Source organism: Corynebacterium mastitidis DSM 44356, assembly GCF_000375365.1.
Taxonomy (GTDB): domain Bacteria; phylum Actinomycetota; class Actinomycetes; order Mycobacteriales; family Mycobacteriaceae; genus Corynebacterium; species Corynebacterium mastitidis.
Map to the genome: position 1 here is coordinate 55,469 of NZ_AQXB01000009.1, position 15,510 is coordinate 70,978.

Sequence of the window (15,510 nt, forward strand, 5' to 3'; positions counted from 1 at the left end):
CGCTTCATAGTAAATCACGCGCAAGCACATTTTCCAGCCGTCACACTGGCCCCAAAACCCCGCGCAACGTGGATTTTTCCCGGGCCGCTGCCAGCCATGCCAGCATCGCCCCAGCCCCACGCAGGTAGCCGTGGCACCCCCGAGGCCGTCGCGCCCGCACGGACAGTGACCTTTTACACACCGCGGGAGGCCCCGCCGCCCCACCGGCGCGCGGGCCCGCCCCGCGAAACTACCCCCAGTGTGAATCAACCTTTAGGTTGATTCGTCCCCTCTCCCCGGCGCGCCCACCGCCGGGCGGGCCCTAGAAATCCCAGTCGTCGTCCGTGGTGTTCTCCGCCTTGCCGATCACGTAGGAGGAGCCGGAGCCGGAGAAGAAATCGTGGTTCTCGTCGGCGTTCGGGGACAGCGCGGAGAGGATGGCCGGGGAAACGCGGGTCTCGTCCGCCGGGAAGAGCCCCTCGTAGCCGAGGTTGTTCAGGGCCTTGTTGGCGTTGTACCGCAGGAACCGCTTGACGTCCTCGGTCCAGCCCAGGCCGTCGTAGAGGTCCTCGGTGTACTGGCTTTCGTTGTCGTAGAGGTCGTAGAGCAGGTCGAAGGTGTATTCCTTGAGCTCGTCGCGGCGCTGCTGCTCCGAGGCGCGCACGGCCTGCTGATACTTGTAGCCGATGTAGTAGCCGTGCACCGCCTCGTCCCGGATGATGAGGCGGATAATGTCGGCGGTGTTGGTCAGCTTGGCGTGGGAGGACCAATACATCGGGAGGTAGAAGCCGGAGTAGAAGAGGAAGGACTCCAGCAGCGTGGAGGCCACCTTGCGCTTCAGCGGGTCCGAGCCCTCGTAGTAGGAGAGCACGATCTTGGCCTTGCGCTGGAGGTTCTCGTTCTCCTCCGACCACCGGAAGGCGTCGTTGATCTCCGGGGTGGAGGCCAGCGTCATGAAGATGTTGGAGTAGCTCTTGGCATGCACGGACTCCATGAAAGCGATGTTGGTGAGCACCGCCTCCTCGTGGGGGGAGACGGCGTCGGGCAGCAGGGACACCGCCCCCACGGTGCCCTGGATGGTGTCCAGCAGCGTCAGCCCGGTAAACACGCGCATGGTGGTCTGGCGCTCGAGCTCGTTGAGGGTGCTCCAGCTCTTGATGTCGTTGGACACCGGGATCTTCTCCGGCAGCCAGAAGTTGCCCGTGAGGCGATCCCACACCTCAAGGTCCTTCTCGTCGGGGATCTCGTTCCAGTTGATTGCCTGCACGGGCTTAGCGTGGCTGACCAGGTATTCCTCGTAGGATTCCGGCTGCGGAGCCATGCGGTGACCTCCAAAAATTTCGTGTTACTTCCGTGTTATTCCGCGCCCCTCACGCGCGCTTCCTCTACCCTACCGCGCGCGTCTGCGGGCCCACGCCCATCTTCGGCTAACCTCACATTTATTCGCCTTACCTCAGATGACAGGCTCCATTCATCGGTCTATTCTCTGAATCATGGCTATCAACGACAAACTGGCAAAGGCATTCAACGAGCAGGTCACGATGGAGATCGAGGCCTCCCTCATCTACCTGCAGCTCTCCTACGTCCTCGACGACATGGGCCTGAGCGGCATGCGCGACTGGATGAAGAAGCAGCACGACGAGGAGCTGGAGCACGCCGAGCGCTTCGCCCAGCACCTTCTGGATCGCGGCTACGTGCCCCAGATCCAGGACATCCCCACGCCCAAGCTCTCCGTCTCCAACGCCAAGGAGGCCTTCGAGGCGTCCCTGGAGCACGAGCGCAAGGTCTCCGCCTCCATCCGCAACCTCGCCGCACTGCAGGCCGAGGTGCAGGACTGGGATTCCCGCCCGATGATCGACTGGTTCCTGGACGAGCAGATCGAGGAGGAGTCCACCGTCTCCGAGATCCTCGATCGCCTGGAGCTGGCCGGCACCGACGGCTCCGGCATCCTGCGTATCGACGCCGAGCTGGGCTCCCGCGGGGAGTAAAGCTCAGGCAGAACGAAACGAAGCGCCTGTCCCCCACCGCACGCGGCGAGGGGCAGGCGCTTTTTCCGTCTATTCCTTATATATAAGGAATAGACGCGGGCACTCCTAGAGCATGCAGCTCACGCAGCCCTCCACCTCGGTGCCCTCCAGGGCCACCTGACGCAGGCGGATGTAGTACAGCGTCTTGATGCCCTTGCGCCAGGCGTAGATCTGCGCCCGGTTGATGTCGCGGGTGGTCACCGTGTCCTTGAAGAAGAGCGTGAGGGAAAGCCCCTGATCCACGTAGCGGGTGGCCACCGCGTAGGTGTCGATGATCTTCTCGTAGCCGATGTCGTAGGCGTCCTCGAAGAACTCCAGGTTCTCGTTGTCCATGTGCGGGGCCGGGTAGTACACCCGCCCGATCTTGCCCTCCTTGCGGATCTCGATCTTGGAGGCGATCGGGTGAATCGAGGAGGTGGAGTTGTTGATGTATGAGATGGAGCCCGTGGGCGGCACCGCCTGCAGGTAGCGGTTGTAGATGCCGTCCTTCATCACCGCCGCCTTGAGGTCCGCCCAGTCCTGCGCGGTGGGGATGTGCGCGGAGGAGGCCTCGAAGATCTCCTTGACCCTGGGCGTGGTGGGCTGGAACTCGGCCGGGTCAAAGCGGTCGAAGTAGGAGCCGTCGGCGTACTGGGAGTCCTCGAAGCCCTCGAAGGCCTCGCCGCGCTCGCGGGCGATCTTGTTCGACGCGCGCAGCGCCGCGTACAGCACCGCCGCGAAGTAGGCGTTGGTGAAGTCCAGGCCCTCCTCGGAGCCGTAGCGGATGTGCTCGCGGCCGAGGTAGCCGTGCAGGTTCATCTGCCCCAGGCCGATGGCGTGGGCGGCGTCGTTGCCCTTACGGATGGAGGGCACGGAGTCGATGGCCGTCTGGCTGGACACCGCCGTCAGGCCGCGGATCGCCGTCTCCACGGTGCTGGCAAAGTCCGGGGAGTCCATCGTCATGGCGATGTTGAGCGAGCCGAGGTTGCAGGAGATGTCATCCCCCACCACGTCGTAGCTCAGGTCCGCGTTGAAGGTAGACGGGCTATTGACCTGGAGGATCTCGGAGCACAGGTTGGACATGTTCACCCGGCCCGCGATGGGGTTGGCGGCGTTGGCCGTGTCCTCGAACATGATGTAGGGGTAGCCGGACTCGAACTGGATCTCCGCGAGGGTCTGGAAGAACTGCCGGGCGTTGATCTTGGTCTTGCGGATCCGGGGGTCCTCCACCATCTCGTCGTACAGCTCGGTGATGGAGACGTCCGCGAAGGGCTTGCCGTAGACCCGCTCCACGTCGTAGGGGGAGAACAGGTACATGTCGTCGTTGCGCTTGGCCAGCTCGAAGGTGATGTCCGGGATCACCACGCCCAGGGAGAGCGTCTTGATGCGGATCTTCTCGTCGGCGTTCTCGCGCTTGGTGTCCAGGAAGCTCAGGATGTCCGGGTGGTGGGCGTTGAGGTACACCGCGCCCGCGCCCTGGCGCGCGCCGAGCTGGTTGGCGTAGGAGAAGGAATCCTCCAGCAGCTTCATCACGGGGATCACGCCGGAGGACTGGTTCTCGATGTGCTTGATCGGCGCGCCCGCTTCGCGCAGGTTGCTCAGCAGCAGCGCCACGCCGCCGCCGCGCTTGGAAAGCTGCAGCGCGGAGTTGATGGAGCGCCCGATGGACTCCATGTTGTCCTCGATGCGCAGCAGGAAGCAGGACACCGGCTCCCCGCGCTGGGCCTTGCCCTCGTTGAGGAAGGTGGGGGTGGCCGGCTGGAAGCGGCCGGACATGATCTCGTCCACCAGGTGCTCGGCCAGGGACTCGTCGCCGTCGGCCAGCGCCAGGGCCACCATGGACACGCGATCCTCGAAGCGCTCCAGGTAGCGGCGCCCGTCGAAGGTCTTGAGGGTGTAGGAGGTGTAGTACTTGTACGCCCCCAGGAAGGTGCTGAAGCGGAACTTGAATCCGTAGGCGCGCTTGAACAGCTCCTTGACAAACTCGAAGTCGTACCGGGCCAGCACCTCGGGGTCGTAGTACTTGTTCTCCACCAGGTAGTCCAGCTTCTCGCGCAGGTCGTGGAAGTAGACGGTGTTCTGGTTGACGTGCTGAAGGAAGAACTGCTTGGCGGCGTCGCGGTCCTTATCGAACTGGATCCTGCCCTCCGGGTCGTAGAGGTTCAGCAGCGCGTTGAGCGCGTGGTAATCGGTCTGCTCCGCCGGTGCCACCGGCTCGGCCACGGTCTTTCCCTTATCGGTCACTACTGGGGGCCTTTCACAAAAACGCAGGGATATGGGTTTATCGAGTTATGTGCGCCCGCCCATCGGCGGCGCGTGTTCTGTTATGCCGCGCCCAGCGGGGCCTCCAGGCCCAGCGCCTCGGCGTTGCGGAGCAGTCCCTCGCGGAGGATCGTCACGTCCTCCGGGGTGCCCAGCAACTCAAAACGATACACGTAGGGCACCTTGCACTTGGCGGCGATGACCTCGCCCGCCTTGCCGTAATCGGCGCCAAAGTTGGTGTTTCCGCTGGATACCACCGCGCGGATGAGCGAGCGATTGTGCTCGTCGTTGAGGAAGCGGATCACCTGCGCGGGCACCGGGCGGACGTTCTGGCGGCTGATCGAGGCCCCTCCCCCGTAGGTGGGGCACACGAGCACGTAGGGGCGATCCACGCGCAGCGGCGGGTCGGTGCGGCGCAGCGGGATGCGCTGCGCGGGGAATCCCAGCTTGCGCACGAATCGGTGGGTGTTTTCCGTAGCCGAGGAGAAGTACACCACGAGCACTTCCGCTCCCCTTCCTTCCCTAAGAACGATAAAGAGAAGGCCACCGCATAGGGTGGCCAGGACGCGCACGGCGGGATGGCTAGGCCACCTGGGCGACGAGGGCGCGGATGCGCTCGGGGCGGAAGCCCGACCAGTGCTCGCCGCCGACCTCCACCACGGGGGCCTGGAGGTACCCCAGGGCGAGCACGTAGTCGCGGGCCTCCTCGTCCAGGGAGATGTCCACGAGCGTGTAATCCAGGCCGGCGCGGTCCAGTGCCTTCTTGGTGGCGTTGCACTGCATGCAGGCGGGCTTGGTGTACACGGTGATAGCCATAGTGTCCTCAACTTACGCTCGTACGGTCCGCCATGCGGGCCGATGATACTGCTCTTTGACTCAATCGCGCCGTGGTCCCGGCGACATGGAACGACACTATACTTTGTGGTTATTTTCCGCAAGGAGCACAATATATAGTAGTTACAACCCTGATATTCCCAGTTGGGCGGGGGGCGCGACCCCACATATTGAAAGGCCGCCCGCACCACCCCCGCCCGGAATGACGCCGCCGCGATGTGCCACCTGGGCTTTCCCCCGAAGCGCCCCGAAAGTAGTGACAAACGCCTCCCAACAAGCTCCGTGCACGGCACGCCACTCCCCTCCCCGTGCGCGAACCGGGCACGAACCGGACACGGGGAGGGCACGAAAAAAGCCGCCCGCCCCCATCCGGGACGAGCGGCTTGGTACCTGGACGCAGCCCAGGCGCGTCGCAACAATTAGCCCTGACGAGCCTTGAAGCGAGGATCCTTCTTGTTAATCACGTAGACCTTACCGTGGCGACGCACAACCTGGGCGCCCGGCTTGTTCTTCAGCGACCGAAGCGACTTGCGGACCTTCATCGGGCGCTCCTTCCTGTATGCGCTACTTTCCTGTGGCCGCCACCTCATCCCGGGAGCAAGCGCCCGGAAGCACGGCAAGCACGGCCATGACACGGAGAGAAATACTACCGCACGGCGGCGGGAGCGCCAAAACGCTCCCGGAATATCTCTCCCACCTCGTCCAGGCTGCGGCCGGTGGTCTCCGGCACGCAGCGGCGCACGAAGATCAGCGCCCCCACCCCCAGCGCCGCAAAGATCGCAAAGGCCCCCGGCCCGGTCACGGCCTCCACCACCGGCAGGAAGAACTGCGCCACCGCCCAGTTGACCAGCCACAGCGCCACCCCGGCCAGGCCCATCCCCACGCCGCGCACCGGCATGGGCACCAACTCGGAGATGAGCAGCCAGGTGGTCAGGGAGACCGCCGCCTGCTGGGAGACCATGAACAGCGCCATCATGCCCAGGGAGAGCCACGCCGCCGGGACGTAGTCCTGGGCGTAGGAGTACGCCACGGCCAGCCCCGCCAGGGCGGCGACGTTGCCCGCCAGGCCCACGGTGAGCAGCCGCCTGCGCCCCACGCGGTCCACGATCCGCAGCCCCAGGTAGCAGGAGGCCACGCTCACCGCGCCGATCACCAGGGAGGTGTGCACGGAGCTTTCCACGGGAATCCCCACGCTGTTCATCATCGTGGGGGCAAAGTACACCACCGCGTTCACCCCCGTGATCTGCTGGATCACGCCCACCGCGAGCGCCACCCCCACGGCGGCGGCCAGCCACGGCTCGCGGCGCAGCGCGCGCCACTGCGCGCCCGCGCCGCGCGATCCCTCCTCGCCGCGCCCCACCCCCAGGTCGTCCAGCGTCAGCCCGGCGCGCGCGGCGGTGCGCTCGGCGGCGTCGATACGCCCCCGCGAGGCGTACCAGGCCGGGGTGTCCGGCAGGGCCAGCATGCCCAGCGCGAGCACCGCGCCCGGCACCGCCGCCAGCCCGAGCATGAGCCGCCAGTTGCCGGTGGCGGCCACCGAGGAGTTGACCACGTAGGCCGAGAGCTGCCCCACCACGATCATCAGCGTGTTCAGGGAGACCATGCGCCCGCGCACGTCGGCGGGCGCCATCTCCGAGACGTACATGGGCACCACGATGCTGACCATGCCCACCGCCAACCCCAGCACCAGGCGGGCCAGCGCCATGCTCGGCGCGCCGGTGGCCGCCGCGCAGCCCAGCGAGGCCGCCACGAAGATCACCCCGCCCAGCACCAGCGCGGCGCGCCGCCCCAGCGCCGCCGCCAGGCTTCCGGAGCCCACCGCGCCGAGGGCGGCCCCGGCCAGCAGCGCGGAGGTGACCAGCCCCTCCTGGTAGGCGGTCATGCCGAACTCCGGGGAGAGGAAGAGCAGCGCCCCGGCCATCACGCCGGTGTCATACCCAAAGAGCAGCCCGCCGAAGGCCGCCACGAGCGCTACAGTAAGCACATAAGTTTGTTCACGCACCCGCCCATCCTGTCACCGAAGGAAGGCAAAGCCCATGCCCGCCGCACCCCGTCCGCTCCAGGAGAAGATCGTCTCCGCCCTGCATACCCGCCCCTTGATCGATTCAGAAAAAGAGATCGAGCGGCGCGTGACCTTCCTGGTGGACTACCTCCGCGCCACCGGGGCGCGCGGATTCGTGCTGGGCATCTCCGGGGGGCAGGACTCCACCCTGGCGGGCAGGCTCGCCCAGCTCGCCGTGGAGCGCGCCCGCCCGGCGGAGTTCTGGGCCCTGCGGCTGCCCTACGGGGTGCAGGCCGACGAGGCCGACGCCCAGACGGCCCTGGACTTCATCCGCCCCGATCACCGCGCCACCATCAACATCAAGGAGGCCGCCGACGCCGCCGCCCGGGGCGCGGCGGCCGCCCTGGGGCTCGACAGGCTGGACGACTTCCACGCGGGCAACGTCAAGGCCAGGCAGCGCATGGTGGCCCAGTACGCGGTGGCCGGGCAGCGCGGGCTGCTGGTGATCGGCACCGACCACGCGGCGGAGAACCTCACCGGCTTTTTTACCAAGCACGGCGACGGCGCGGCGGACCTTCTCCCCCTCGCCGGGCTGACCAAGAGCCAGGGGGCGCGCCTCCTCGAAGAGCTCGGCGCCCCCTCCTCCACCTGGACCAAGGTCCCCACGGCAGACTTGGAGGAGGAGCGCCCGGCGCTGCCCGACGAGGAGGCTCTGGGGGTCAGCTACGCGCACATCGACGCCTACCTGGAGGGCCGCGCCGTGCCCGAGGAGGCCGCCGAGCGCATCGAGCGCCTGTGGCGCTCCGGCGAGCACAAGCGGCACCTGCCCGCCACCCCGGAGGACTCCTGGTGGCGCGGCTCGCCGGCCTAGTCGCCCGGCAATAGCCCGAGCGTGGCCCGCGCCGCCGCGCACAGCTCGGGGGCGTAGCCCGGCCCGTGGGTGAGCGCGTGCACCGCGAGGGGGTGAAGCTGATGTAAGGGGAGGGAATCGCGCCAGTCCCCCGGCAGGCTCGCCTCCCCCTGATACCCGGCAAAGATCTCCTCCAGGTACGGCGCGCCGAAGAGCGCGAGCATGGCGAGGTCCGTGACCGGGTGCCCGCCGTGGGCGGCGGGGTCGATGAACACCGGGCCATCCGCGCCAAAGAGCAGGTTGCCCGCCCAGAGGTCCCCGTGAATCCGGGCCGGGGCGCTCTCCCAGCCGCGCGCCCGCATGATCCTAGGGATCGCCGCGCACGCGCGGCGCACCAGCGCCCAGCCCTCGGCGTCGAGGTTCCCCGCAGCATACGCCCGGCGCGCGAAGGGCAGCACGCGCTGCTCGGCATAAAACCGCGCCCACGAGGCCTCCGGGCGGCACTCCTGCTCCTGGGTGCCGATGTAGTTGGGCCCCTCCCAGCCCGGCGGCGGGCAGCCGAAGGCCTCCGCCCCCGCCCGGTGGATGCGCGCCAGCTCCGCCCCGGCGAGCCGGGCCGCGGGAGGCGTCGGCCGCCCCGGAGGCACCCGCCGGGTGGCGATCTCCTCGTCGCTGACCTCCACCACGGCGGCCACGCGATCGCTGGCCTCCGCCAGCCAGCGCAGCCCCGCGGCCTCGGCGCGGGCGGACAGGGGCTGCCCCGGCCTCTTGCGCACCGCCTGCGGCATCAGTAGCGCTCCGGCTCCTCGCCCAGGAGGAAGGCGCGGCCGCTGATCTCGCTCGCCGTGATGCGCACGTAGTTGTATTTGAGGGTGGGAACCCAGGGGCGCAGCGGGAGGGAGTCGGCGTACTCGATCTCCGCGCTGCCGCTGAGCGGGGTGGCCGTGCCCCGCACCACCACGGACCAGGCGCGGCCCTCCTCCACCTCGTCCGCCTCGAAGAGCACCTCGGGGTTGAGGTTGAGGCTGAAGAACTTGGTCCCCTCGGCGGTGCGGAAGTAGATCTCGCCGTGCTCGTCCACGACGTAGTTGATGGGGAAGATGTCCATGTCCTCGCTGCGCTTGACCACGAGGCGCCCCAGCGAGAGGCTGCGGAGGCGGTCCAGGCACTCCGAGGGGGAGAGGACTCGGATACCGGAGGAATCGGTGGCATGGTTCGTCATGCCCCTCATTCTATAAGAAAATCCACCCGGACTTATAAGCCCGGGTGGATGAGGAGTGGAGCTAACGGGATTCGAACCCGTGACCCCCACACTGCCAGTGTGGTGCGCTACCAGCTGCGCCATAGCCCCGCATTGTTATCGCAGCGCCGTACCGTGTGGCCCGAGCGCTTCATGCGAACGAGGATTAATGTACCCCGATCCCCTAAAAGCACCAAACCCGCTGGTCACCACCGTCTTTTCGGGGGCCAGCGGGTTCGCCTGAAGCGCGGGCGCGCAAGGGGCGGATTTACTCCGCCTTGTACTTGTTCACCCACTCCAGGTCGTTGCCGAGCGGCTTCTCCTCGCCGTTGATGAAGATGCGCGGGGAGGACACCCCGGCCTCCGTCTTTTCCAGCTCGGCGGCGTTGGCCGCGCCGATCTCCTCCACCTGCTTCTCGTACTTGCCCTCGCGGATCGCGGAGGCGACCTCCTCCGAGGCCCCCAGCTCCTTGGCGGCCTCGGCGTACTTCTCGTAGTCCCAGTTGGTGCTGTAAATATCGGCCTGGCTCTCAAAGATGTAGTTGCGCAGGTTCCAGTACAGGCCCTCATCCGCGTCCTCCTGGGAGGCCACCGCCGCCAGCGCGGCGGCCAGGCCTCGGTGGGAGTTGCCGTCCTTCTGCTCGCGGTCCATGAACACGAGCGGGCGGATGTTCACCACCAGCTCGCCGTTGCTCACGGCCTCGCGCATGTCCTGCCGGTCCGCCTCCGCGAGCGTGGCGCAGTGGGGGCAGGAGAAGTCCTCGTACAGGTCGGCCACCGGGGTGGATTCGTCCGCCCCCTCCCCCTTGAGCGTGATCTTATTGCCGTCCCACTCCGTGGAAAAGGCCACCTCGTCGATCCTGGCCTCGCGCTTGGAGTTCTGCCCGTTGATCACGATGTAGCACACGACCACCGCCGCGATCACGACGATGCCCACGACGGCCCATACAAAGCCGTTACCCTTTTCATTCGGAGACTTCACGGTGTTGCTCACAGTAATCCCTATCTTTTACAGCGGATTGACGCGCCCACCGACGCGAACGTACCCATGTAGCTTAACGGACGAGCCCCCGCTCAGACCCGGCCCCGGCGGGATTCACAGGACAATCCTAGGGCGCTATCATGCAGGCATGTTCCGCAACGCCGCCGTGGTGGGCGCGGGCGCGGCCCTCGGGGCCGCCGCGCGCCTTGCGTCCACCATGATGATCGGACCGCCGGGCTCGATGTGGACGCTGCTGGCCGTCAACGTCCTGGGTTGCTTCCTCCACGGGGCCTGGCGCCCCGGACCCTTCCTGGGCATGGGCGTGCTCGGCGGGTACACCAGCTTCTCCGCCTTCGCCCTAGTGCTCGTGCGCGCCCCGTGGGACGACGCCGCCCTCTACCTCGCCGCCACCGCGTTGGGCTGCGTGGGCGCCTGGCTGCTCGGGGACGCCCTGGCCGCCCGCGGCGCGGCGGGCCGACGCCCATGATGGCCACGTTCGCGGCGGTGGCCGCGGGGGCGTTCCTCGGCGGGGCGGGGCGCTACGCGCTCGGTCGCTACCCCGGGGGATGGCGCGGGACGTGGTGCGCCAACGCGCTGGCCTGCGCGATCCTGGCGCTGAGCCTGCACGCGGGCGGCCCTCTCGCCGCCGCCTGCGGCACGGGCCTGGCCGGGGCGCTGTCCACCTGGTCCACGCTGGCCGCCGAGTTGGGGCGCGCGCTGAGAACCGGCGGGGCCCCGCAGGCGGGGGCCTACCTGGGGGCCACCCTCCTTACAGGTTGTGCGCTCCTGCTGATCCTGGGCCGGTAGCGCCGCGCCGGCCCTCCGAAAGATCCCCCTGCGGGGTTACTCCGCGATGGCCTCCAGCGGGGGCGTCGCGGCCGCGTAGCGCGCGGGCCACAGGGCCGCCAGCACGCCCACCGCCGCCGAGCCCAGCACCATGAGGAACATCTGCAGCACCGGCACCTGCACCCCACCGAGCCCCTGCTCCTCCAGGATGGTGAGGAAGGCCCAGCCCAGGCCCAGCCCGATCAGCATGCCGGCCACCGCGCCGAACACGGCCACCTGCACCGCCTCCAGCACGATCATCATGCGCACCTGGCCGCGCTGCACCCCCACCGCGCGCAGCATGCCGATCTCCTGGCGGCGCTCGATCACGTTGAGCGTGAGCGTGTTGACGATGCCGAGGATGGCGATCACCACGGCCAGCGCCAGCAGCGCGTAGAGGACGTTGAGGATCTGGTCCATGGCCTTCTGGATCTCCCCCGCGAGGTCGTCCGCGTCCATGACCTGCACCACCAGGTAGTCCTTCATGGACTCCTCGAGGTTCTCCCGCAGGTCGTCGTGGGAGACGAAGCCGTCGCTGATGACGTCCACGCTCTGCAGCAGCATGTCCGAGGAGGAGAGCAGCTTCTCGGCGGTCTGCTTGGCCACCAGCACCGAGCCAAAGTTACCGTCATCCGGGTAGATGCCCACGAGGGTGGCCTCGGTGGTGGCGTTGCTCGTCTCCGCGCTGACCTCCACGGTATCGCCCACGGACCAGCCCATCGTCTTGGCCTGCGTCTCGGAGGCGGCAAAGCCCTCGCCGCTGAGGTCCAGGCTGCCCTCCACCGCCGTCTTTCCGGTGCTCTCATTGAGCTTTCCGTAGATGGCCAGGGTGTAATCGGCAAAGGGAATGCCCCACACGCCGTCCACCTTCAGCGGCACCAGGTACGTCTCCACCATGCTCCCCACGCCGTCGGTGTTGGAGGCGTCCTCCACGGCGTCGGCGGGCAACGGGAAGTTCGTGGTGGTGGGGCCCATCAGGCGGAAGTCCGCCTGCATGCTCTCGTTAAACGTATCCGACACCGAGGACTTCGCCGTGGCCCCGAACATTCCGATGGAGGTCACCAGGGCCACGCCGAGTGTGAGGGCAAAGGCCGTGGTGGCGCTGCGGCGCGGGTGCCGCGCGGAGTTGGTGGCCGCCAGCCGCCCCACCATCCCAAAGGGCTTGCCCAGCAGGCCGCCCAGCCACGGCAGGGTGGGCAGCGCGATCGCGGGCCCCGCCAGGAAGTACCCCATGACGACGCCCAGGCCGCCCAGGCCCACCAGGAGCACGCGCACCCCGGTGCTCGCGCCCAGCAGCGCGCCCGCGAGGGCGAGCAGCACGCCCGCGCCGCCGAGGGCCGCGCCCACGAGGCTGCGCGTGCGCAACGAACTCGGCGCCGCCGACTCCGTGACCCGCATGGCCTCCACGGGTTTGATGCTTCCCGCGCGCTGGGCGGGCATCCAGGCGGACAGCACCGTGACCGCCACGCCCACGATCAGGGGCACCACGATGGACTTCAGGCTCACCCCCAGGCCGGACTCGGGCATGGACATCCCCCCGGAGGACAGCACCGCCTTGATCGCCGCCACCAGCAGCGCGCCCACCACGACGCCCACCAGCGAGCCCACCGCGCCGATGAGCGCGGCCTCCGCCACCACCGAGCGGGTGATCTGCTTGCGGGTCGCACCCACGGCGCGCAGCAGGGCAAACTCCTTGGTGCGCTGGGCCACGATCATGGAGAAGGTGTTGGCGATGAGGAACGTCCCCACCAGCAGGGCCATGAGCCCGAAGGCCACGAGGAAGTAATTGACAAAGCTCAGGGTGGACTTGATGGACTCGCTCTCCTCCCGAGCGAGATTGGCCCCCGTCTCCGCCTCCACGTCCGTGTACACCGAGGAGATGTGCGACATCAGCTCGTCCGTGCTGACCCCCTCCGCCGCCTTGACGAGCAGGGCGTTGGCGTAGCCGCCCTCGGTGAAGTCATCCAGGTAGGCCGACTCCTCCATGCGCAGCGCGGCGATGCTCGTGCTGTCCGCCGCCTTCTCGTACACGCCCACGATCTCCACCTCGTGGCGCCCCTGCGCGTCCACCACCGTGAGCGCGTCCCCCACCGCGACGTCGAGAGCCTCCAAGGCCTTCTTGTTGATGATGACCTCGCCGCCGCCGCTCGGCTCCGCGCCCTCCGCGATTTCCTCCGGCTGGCGCACCGTGTCCGAGGCGCCGTACCAGGGGCTCAGCGTCGCCCGGCCGCTAAAACCCAGGGACTCCCCCTCCCCGTTGCCCAGGACCACCGGCGTGCGTTCCCTCACGTTCACCCCGGAGACCTTCGGGTCCTCCGCGATCACGTCGCGCGTGGTGGAGGAGATGCCGCGCTGCCCCTCCCCCGCGCTGAGCACCACGTCCACCCCGTCATACTCCGTGGCGAGCATGGAATCGTAGCCCTTGGAGAGGGTGTGGGTGAACATCAGGGCGCCGGCGATAAAGGCCGTGCCCAGCACCACCGCCAGGACCGTGAGCGCGATCCGGAGCTTGTGCGCGGCCACCGTGCGCACGCTCACCTTCCACATCGTGCGATTCTTTAACTCCATGAACTACCCACGCTCGATTCCGGCCATGGTGGAAAGAATCTGGTCGATGGACGGCTTGGCGAGCTCGTCCACGATCGCACCGTCCGCAAGGAAGATCACCTTATCCGCGTACGACGCCGCCCGGGCGTCGTGCGTCACGATCACCACGGTCTGCTGATCCTGATCCACCGAGGTGCGCAGGATGTTCAGCACCTCCGCCGAGGAGTTGGAGTCCAGGTTGCCCGTGGGCTCGTCGCCAAAGATGATCTCCGGACGCGAGACCAGCGCCCTCGCGCAGGCCACGCGCTGCTGCTGCCCGCCCGAGAGCTCCGAGGGGCGATGGCCCAGGCGCTCGGTCAGCCCCAGGCGCTGCGTGATCTCCTCGAACCACTCCTCGTCCACCTCGCCCCCCGCGATGTCGATGGGCAGGGTGATGTTCTCCGCCGCCGTGAGGGTGGGAACCAGGTTAAAGGACTGGAAGATGAACCCCAGCCGATCCCGGCGCAGATCCGTCATGCCCTTATCGTCCAGCGTGGACAGGTCCGTGCTCCCCACCAGCACCTGACCGCCGGTGGCCGCATCCAGGCCCGCCATGCAGTGCATGAGCGTGGACTTTCCGGAGCCCGAGGGCCCCATGATCGCCGTGAACTCCCCCCGGCGGAACGCCACGCTCACGTGGTCCAGCGCCACCACCGCGGTATCGCCCTCGCCATACTGCTTAAACAGGTCCACCGCCCGCGCCGCGTCCGCCCCGCTGACCGCCATGTGTGGCTTGACCGAGGACTTCGGGCGCTGCAGCCAGGAGGCCACCGAGGGCGTGGACGGGGCGCGCTTGGCCCGCGCCGCAGGCTGCTGCGGCTTCGGAGGCTCCTCCTGCTTCGGGGGCTGCTTCGCGGGCGCCGCCTGTTGGGGGGCCTCCGCCGGCTTCGCGGACGGTTTCGACGCCGCCTTCGACTCCGCCCCCAATGCGGGCTCCGACACAGCCTCCGACGCTGCGGGGCGCGCCTCCTTCCGCCTGGCAGGCTGCTCCGCCTGCTTCTTCACCGTCTGCTTCTTCGCTGCCGAGCCCGGGCTGGCCGCGGGCTTGTGCTGCTTCGGGGACTCCTCCCCGGCAGGCTTGACCTTGGGCCACGCCGCTCCGGCGTTCGCCTTGATCGCGGCGCCCTTGGGCTCCTCGCGCTTCGCGGCGGGGGCGGCCTTCGTCGGGGCTGCCTCCCGCTGGCCCTTCGCAGGTTCCTTCGACCGAGCGGACTCGCTCGGCGCGCCCTTGGCCGGTTCCTCGCCCGCGCGGTGCACCTGCGGCCATCCCTTGGCCGGGATATTCTTCTTCGGCGGCACCGGCTGGGAGCCCGGCTTCTCCTCGGGGGCCTTCTCCTGCGGCTCGGGTTGAGCGGGCTTCTTCCCCGGAGGCGGGGCCGCCGGGCGCACCTGCGGCCACACCACCTTTTCCCCCTTCGTGGCAGACTCCTCACCCTTCGCGGAGGAACGCCTCGGCCACACCGGGTTATGGGAATTGACCTCCGGTATCCGCGAGGACCCCTGGGGCTTTTTATCAGACACTAGCTGCGTACCTCTCCGTGATAAGACGGTCTTTCCCCCATAATCTACCCTGTACGGGGTACGCGGTTATTCTCGGCCAGTTGCACATAGCACGGCGGAGGGGAATGATGGGTGGGTTTGGGTTGCCCCCCCCCCTGCTGCCCCCTTGCTTGGTGTGGTGCCCCCGGCGCCCCCGACACGCGCACCTATACACACAAAAAAAGGGGGGTAGGGAAACCATCACGAGTTTCCCTACCCCACCCTTTTGATGAAGTTTTAGTGTTGGCGGCAACCTACTCTCCCACACCCCAACGAGTGCAGTACCATCAGCATGAAATGGGCTTAGCTACCGGGTTCGAAAAGGGACCGGGCGTTTCCCCACCACCATCAACCACCAACACAACCACAACCCCACCCAAACCAGGGGGCGTGTCATGCCAGACA

Annotated in this window: 15 protein-coding genes, 1 tRNA gene and 1 rRNA gene; 4 read left to right on the forward strand and 13 right to left on the reverse strand. The window is 67.8% G+C overall.

Annotated features, from left to right (window positions below; all coding sequences use genetic code 11):
* Window positions 1-301: 301 nt before the first annotated feature.
* Window positions 302-1,300, reverse strand: a complete 999-nt coding sequence (nrdF, locus tag B140_RS0110685; protein ID WP_018119348.1) for a class 1b ribonucleoside-diphosphate reductase subunit beta — start codon at window positions 1,298-1,300, stop codon at window positions 302-304.
* Window positions 1,301-1,472: 172 nt separating this feature from the next.
* Between nrdF and B140_RS0110690 the strand changes: the two genes are divergently transcribed.
* Window positions 1,473-1,967, forward strand: coding sequence for a ferritin (locus B140_RS0110690; protein WP_018119349.1), 495 nt, complete (start codon window positions 1,473-1,475; stop codon window positions 1,965-1,967).
* A 105-nt stretch (window positions 1,968-2,072) separates the two neighbouring features.
* Here B140_RS0110690 and nrdE read toward each other — a convergent pair whose 3' ends face one another.
* From nrdE to B140_RS0110715, 5 genes are all read right to left on the reverse strand, one after another.
* Entirely contained in the window at window positions 2,073-4,229 is a 2,157-nt protein-coding gene (gene nrdE / locus B140_RS0110695; RefSeq protein ID WP_018119350.1) for a class 1b ribonucleoside-diphosphate reductase subunit alpha, read from the reverse strand.
* An 80-nt stretch (window positions 4,230-4,309) separates the two neighbouring features.
* Entirely contained in the window at window positions 4,310-4,750 is a 441-nt protein-coding gene (gene nrdI, locus B140_RS0110700) for a class Ib ribonucleoside-diphosphate reductase assembly flavoprotein NrdI (protein WP_018119351.1), read from the reverse strand.
* 79 nt (window positions 4,751-4,829) lie between these two features.
* The gene (nrdH, locus tag B140_RS0110705) at window positions 4,830-5,063 is read right to left on the reverse strand and encodes a glutaredoxin-like protein NrdH (RefSeq protein ID WP_026166248.1); all 234 of its coding nucleotides are present in this window, start codon (window positions 5,061-5,063) and stop codon (window positions 4,830-4,832) included.
* Between the two features lie 437 nt (window positions 5,064-5,500).
* Entirely contained in the window at window positions 5,501-5,623 is a 123-nt protein-coding gene (ykgO, locus tag B140_RS0110710; protein ID WP_005288826.1) for a type B 50S ribosomal protein L36, read from the reverse strand.
* A gap of 104 nt (window positions 5,624-5,727) precedes the next feature.
* Window positions 5,728-7,065 (reverse strand): sugar porter family MFS transporter, encoded by a 1,338-nt coding sequence (locus B140_RS0110715; protein ID WP_342341595.1) that lies wholly within the window; start codon window positions 7,063-7,065, stop codon window positions 5,728-5,730.
* A gap of 52 nt (window positions 7,066-7,117) precedes the next feature.
* Between B140_RS0110715 and nadE the strand changes: the two genes are divergently transcribed.
* A complete protein-coding gene (nadE, locus tag B140_RS0110720) occupies window positions 7,118-7,954 on the forward strand; it encodes an ammonia-dependent NAD(+) synthetase (RefSeq protein ID WP_018119353.1) in 837 nt (278 codons plus the stop codon).
* Here the strand turns inward: nadE and B140_RS0110725 are convergent.
* The 4 genes from B140_RS0110725 to B140_RS0110740 all read right to left on the reverse strand — a co-directional run bounded on the left by B140_RS0110725 (window position 7,951) and on the right by B140_RS0110740 (window position 10,167).
* A complete protein-coding gene (locus B140_RS0110725; protein WP_018119354.1) occupies window positions 7,951-8,721 on the reverse strand; it encodes a fructosamine kinase family protein in 771 nt (256 codons plus the stop codon). The two genes, nadE and B140_RS0110725, sit on opposite strands and share 4 nt — an antisense overlap.
* On the reverse strand, window positions 8,721-9,155 hold the full coding sequence (locus B140_RS0110730) for a pyridoxamine 5'-phosphate oxidase family protein (protein WP_018119355.1): 435 nt from the start codon (window positions 9,153-9,155) through the stop codon (window positions 8,721-8,723). The genes B140_RS0110725 and B140_RS0110730 overlap by 1 nt, the downstream gene beginning before the upstream one ends.
* A 56-nt stretch (window positions 9,156-9,211) precedes the next feature.
* Window positions 9,212-9,284, reverse strand: a tRNA-Ala gene (locus tag B140_RS0110735).
* A 157-nt stretch (window positions 9,285-9,441) separates the two neighbouring features.
* Window positions 9,442-10,167 carry a DsbA family protein gene (locus tag B140_RS0110740; protein WP_026166250.1) on the reverse strand — a complete coding sequence of 242 codons (726 nt, stop codon included), beginning with the start codon at window positions 10,165-10,167 and terminating at the stop codon, window positions 9,442-9,444.
* A gap of 136 nt (window positions 10,168-10,303) precedes the next feature.
* On the opposite strand from B140_RS0110740, the gene B140_RS0110745 reads away from it, so the two are divergent.
* Together B140_RS0110745 and B140_RS12635 are read left to right on the forward strand one after the other, a co-directional pair.
* Window positions 10,304-10,642: a fluoride efflux transporter family protein gene (locus B140_RS0110745; protein WP_018119357.1), complete on the forward strand. Its 339-nt coding sequence runs from the start codon at window positions 10,304-10,306 to the stop codon at window positions 10,640-10,642.
* A complete protein-coding gene (locus B140_RS12635) occupies window positions 10,639-10,962 on the forward strand; it encodes a FluC/FEX family fluoride channel (RefSeq protein ID WP_018119358.1) in 324 nt (107 codons plus the stop codon). Before B140_RS0110745 ends, B140_RS12635 begins: the two co-directional genes overlap by 4 nt.
* Window positions 10,963-10,998: 36 nt before the next feature.
* Here the strand turns inward: B140_RS12635 and B140_RS0110755 are convergent, their stop codons facing one another.
* The 3 genes from B140_RS0110755 to rrf all read right to left on the reverse strand — a co-directional run bounded on the left by B140_RS0110755 (window position 10,999) and on the right by rrf (window position 15,465).
* Window positions 10,999-13,548, reverse strand: coding sequence for an ABC transporter permease (locus B140_RS0110755; protein ID WP_040426501.1), 2,550 nt, complete (start codon window positions 13,546-13,548; stop codon window positions 10,999-11,001).
* A 3-nt stretch (window positions 13,549-13,551) separates the two neighbouring features.
* Window positions 13,552-14,292, reverse strand: coding sequence for an ABC transporter ATP-binding protein (locus tag B140_RS0110760; RefSeq protein WP_018119360.1), 741 nt, complete (start codon window positions 14,290-14,292; stop codon window positions 13,552-13,554).
* Window positions 14,293-15,346: 1,054 nt separating this feature from the next.
* Window positions 15,347-15,465 (reverse strand): 5S ribosomal RNA (gene rrf, locus B140_RS0110770).
* Window positions 15,466-15,510 lie beyond the last annotated feature (45 nt).

Bases quoted from the DNA above. Each gene is read 5' to 3' on its own strand.
- nrdF (WP_018119348.1), bottom strand. From the start codon at position 1,300: ATGGCTCCGCAGCCGGAATCCTACGAGGAATACCTGGTCAGCCACGCT.
- B140_RS0110690 (WP_018119349.1), top strand. From the start codon at position 1,473: ATGGCTATCAACGACAAACTGGCAAAGGCATTCAACGAGCAGGTCACG.
- nrdH (WP_026166248.1), bottom strand. From the start codon at position 5,063: ATGGCTATCACCGTGTACACCAAGCCCGCCTGCATGCAGTGCAACGCC.
- ykgO (WP_005288826.1), bottom strand. From the start codon at position 5,623: ATGAAGGTCCGCAAGTCGCTTCGGTCGCTGAAGAACAAGCCGGGCGCC.
- nadE (WP_018119353.1), top strand. From the start codon at position 7,118: ATGCCCGCCGCACCCCGTCCGCTCCAGGAGAAGATCGTCTCCGCCCTG.
- B140_RS0110725 (WP_018119354.1), bottom strand. From the start codon at position 8,721: ATGCCGCAGGCGGTGCGCAAGAGGCCGGGGCAGCCCCTGTCCGCCCGC.
- B140_RS0110730 (WP_018119355.1), bottom strand. From the start codon at position 9,155: ATGACGAACCATGCCACCGATTCCTCCGGTATCCGAGTCCTCTCCCCC.
- B140_RS0110745 (WP_018119357.1), top strand. From the start codon at position 10,304: ATGTTCCGCAACGCCGCCGTGGTGGGCGCGGGCGCGGCCCTCGGGGCC.
- B140_RS12635 (WP_018119358.1), top strand. From the start codon at position 10,639: ATGATGGCCACGTTCGCGGCGGTGGCCGCGGGGGCGTTCCTCGGCGGG.
- B140_RS0110755 (WP_040426501.1), bottom strand. From the start codon at position 13,548: ATGGAGTTAAAGAATCGCACGATGTGGAAGGTGAGCGTGCGCACGGTG.
- B140_RS0110760 (WP_018119360.1), bottom strand. From the start codon at position 14,292: ATGGCGGTCAGCGGGGCGGACGCGGCGCGGGCGGTGGACCTGTTTAAG.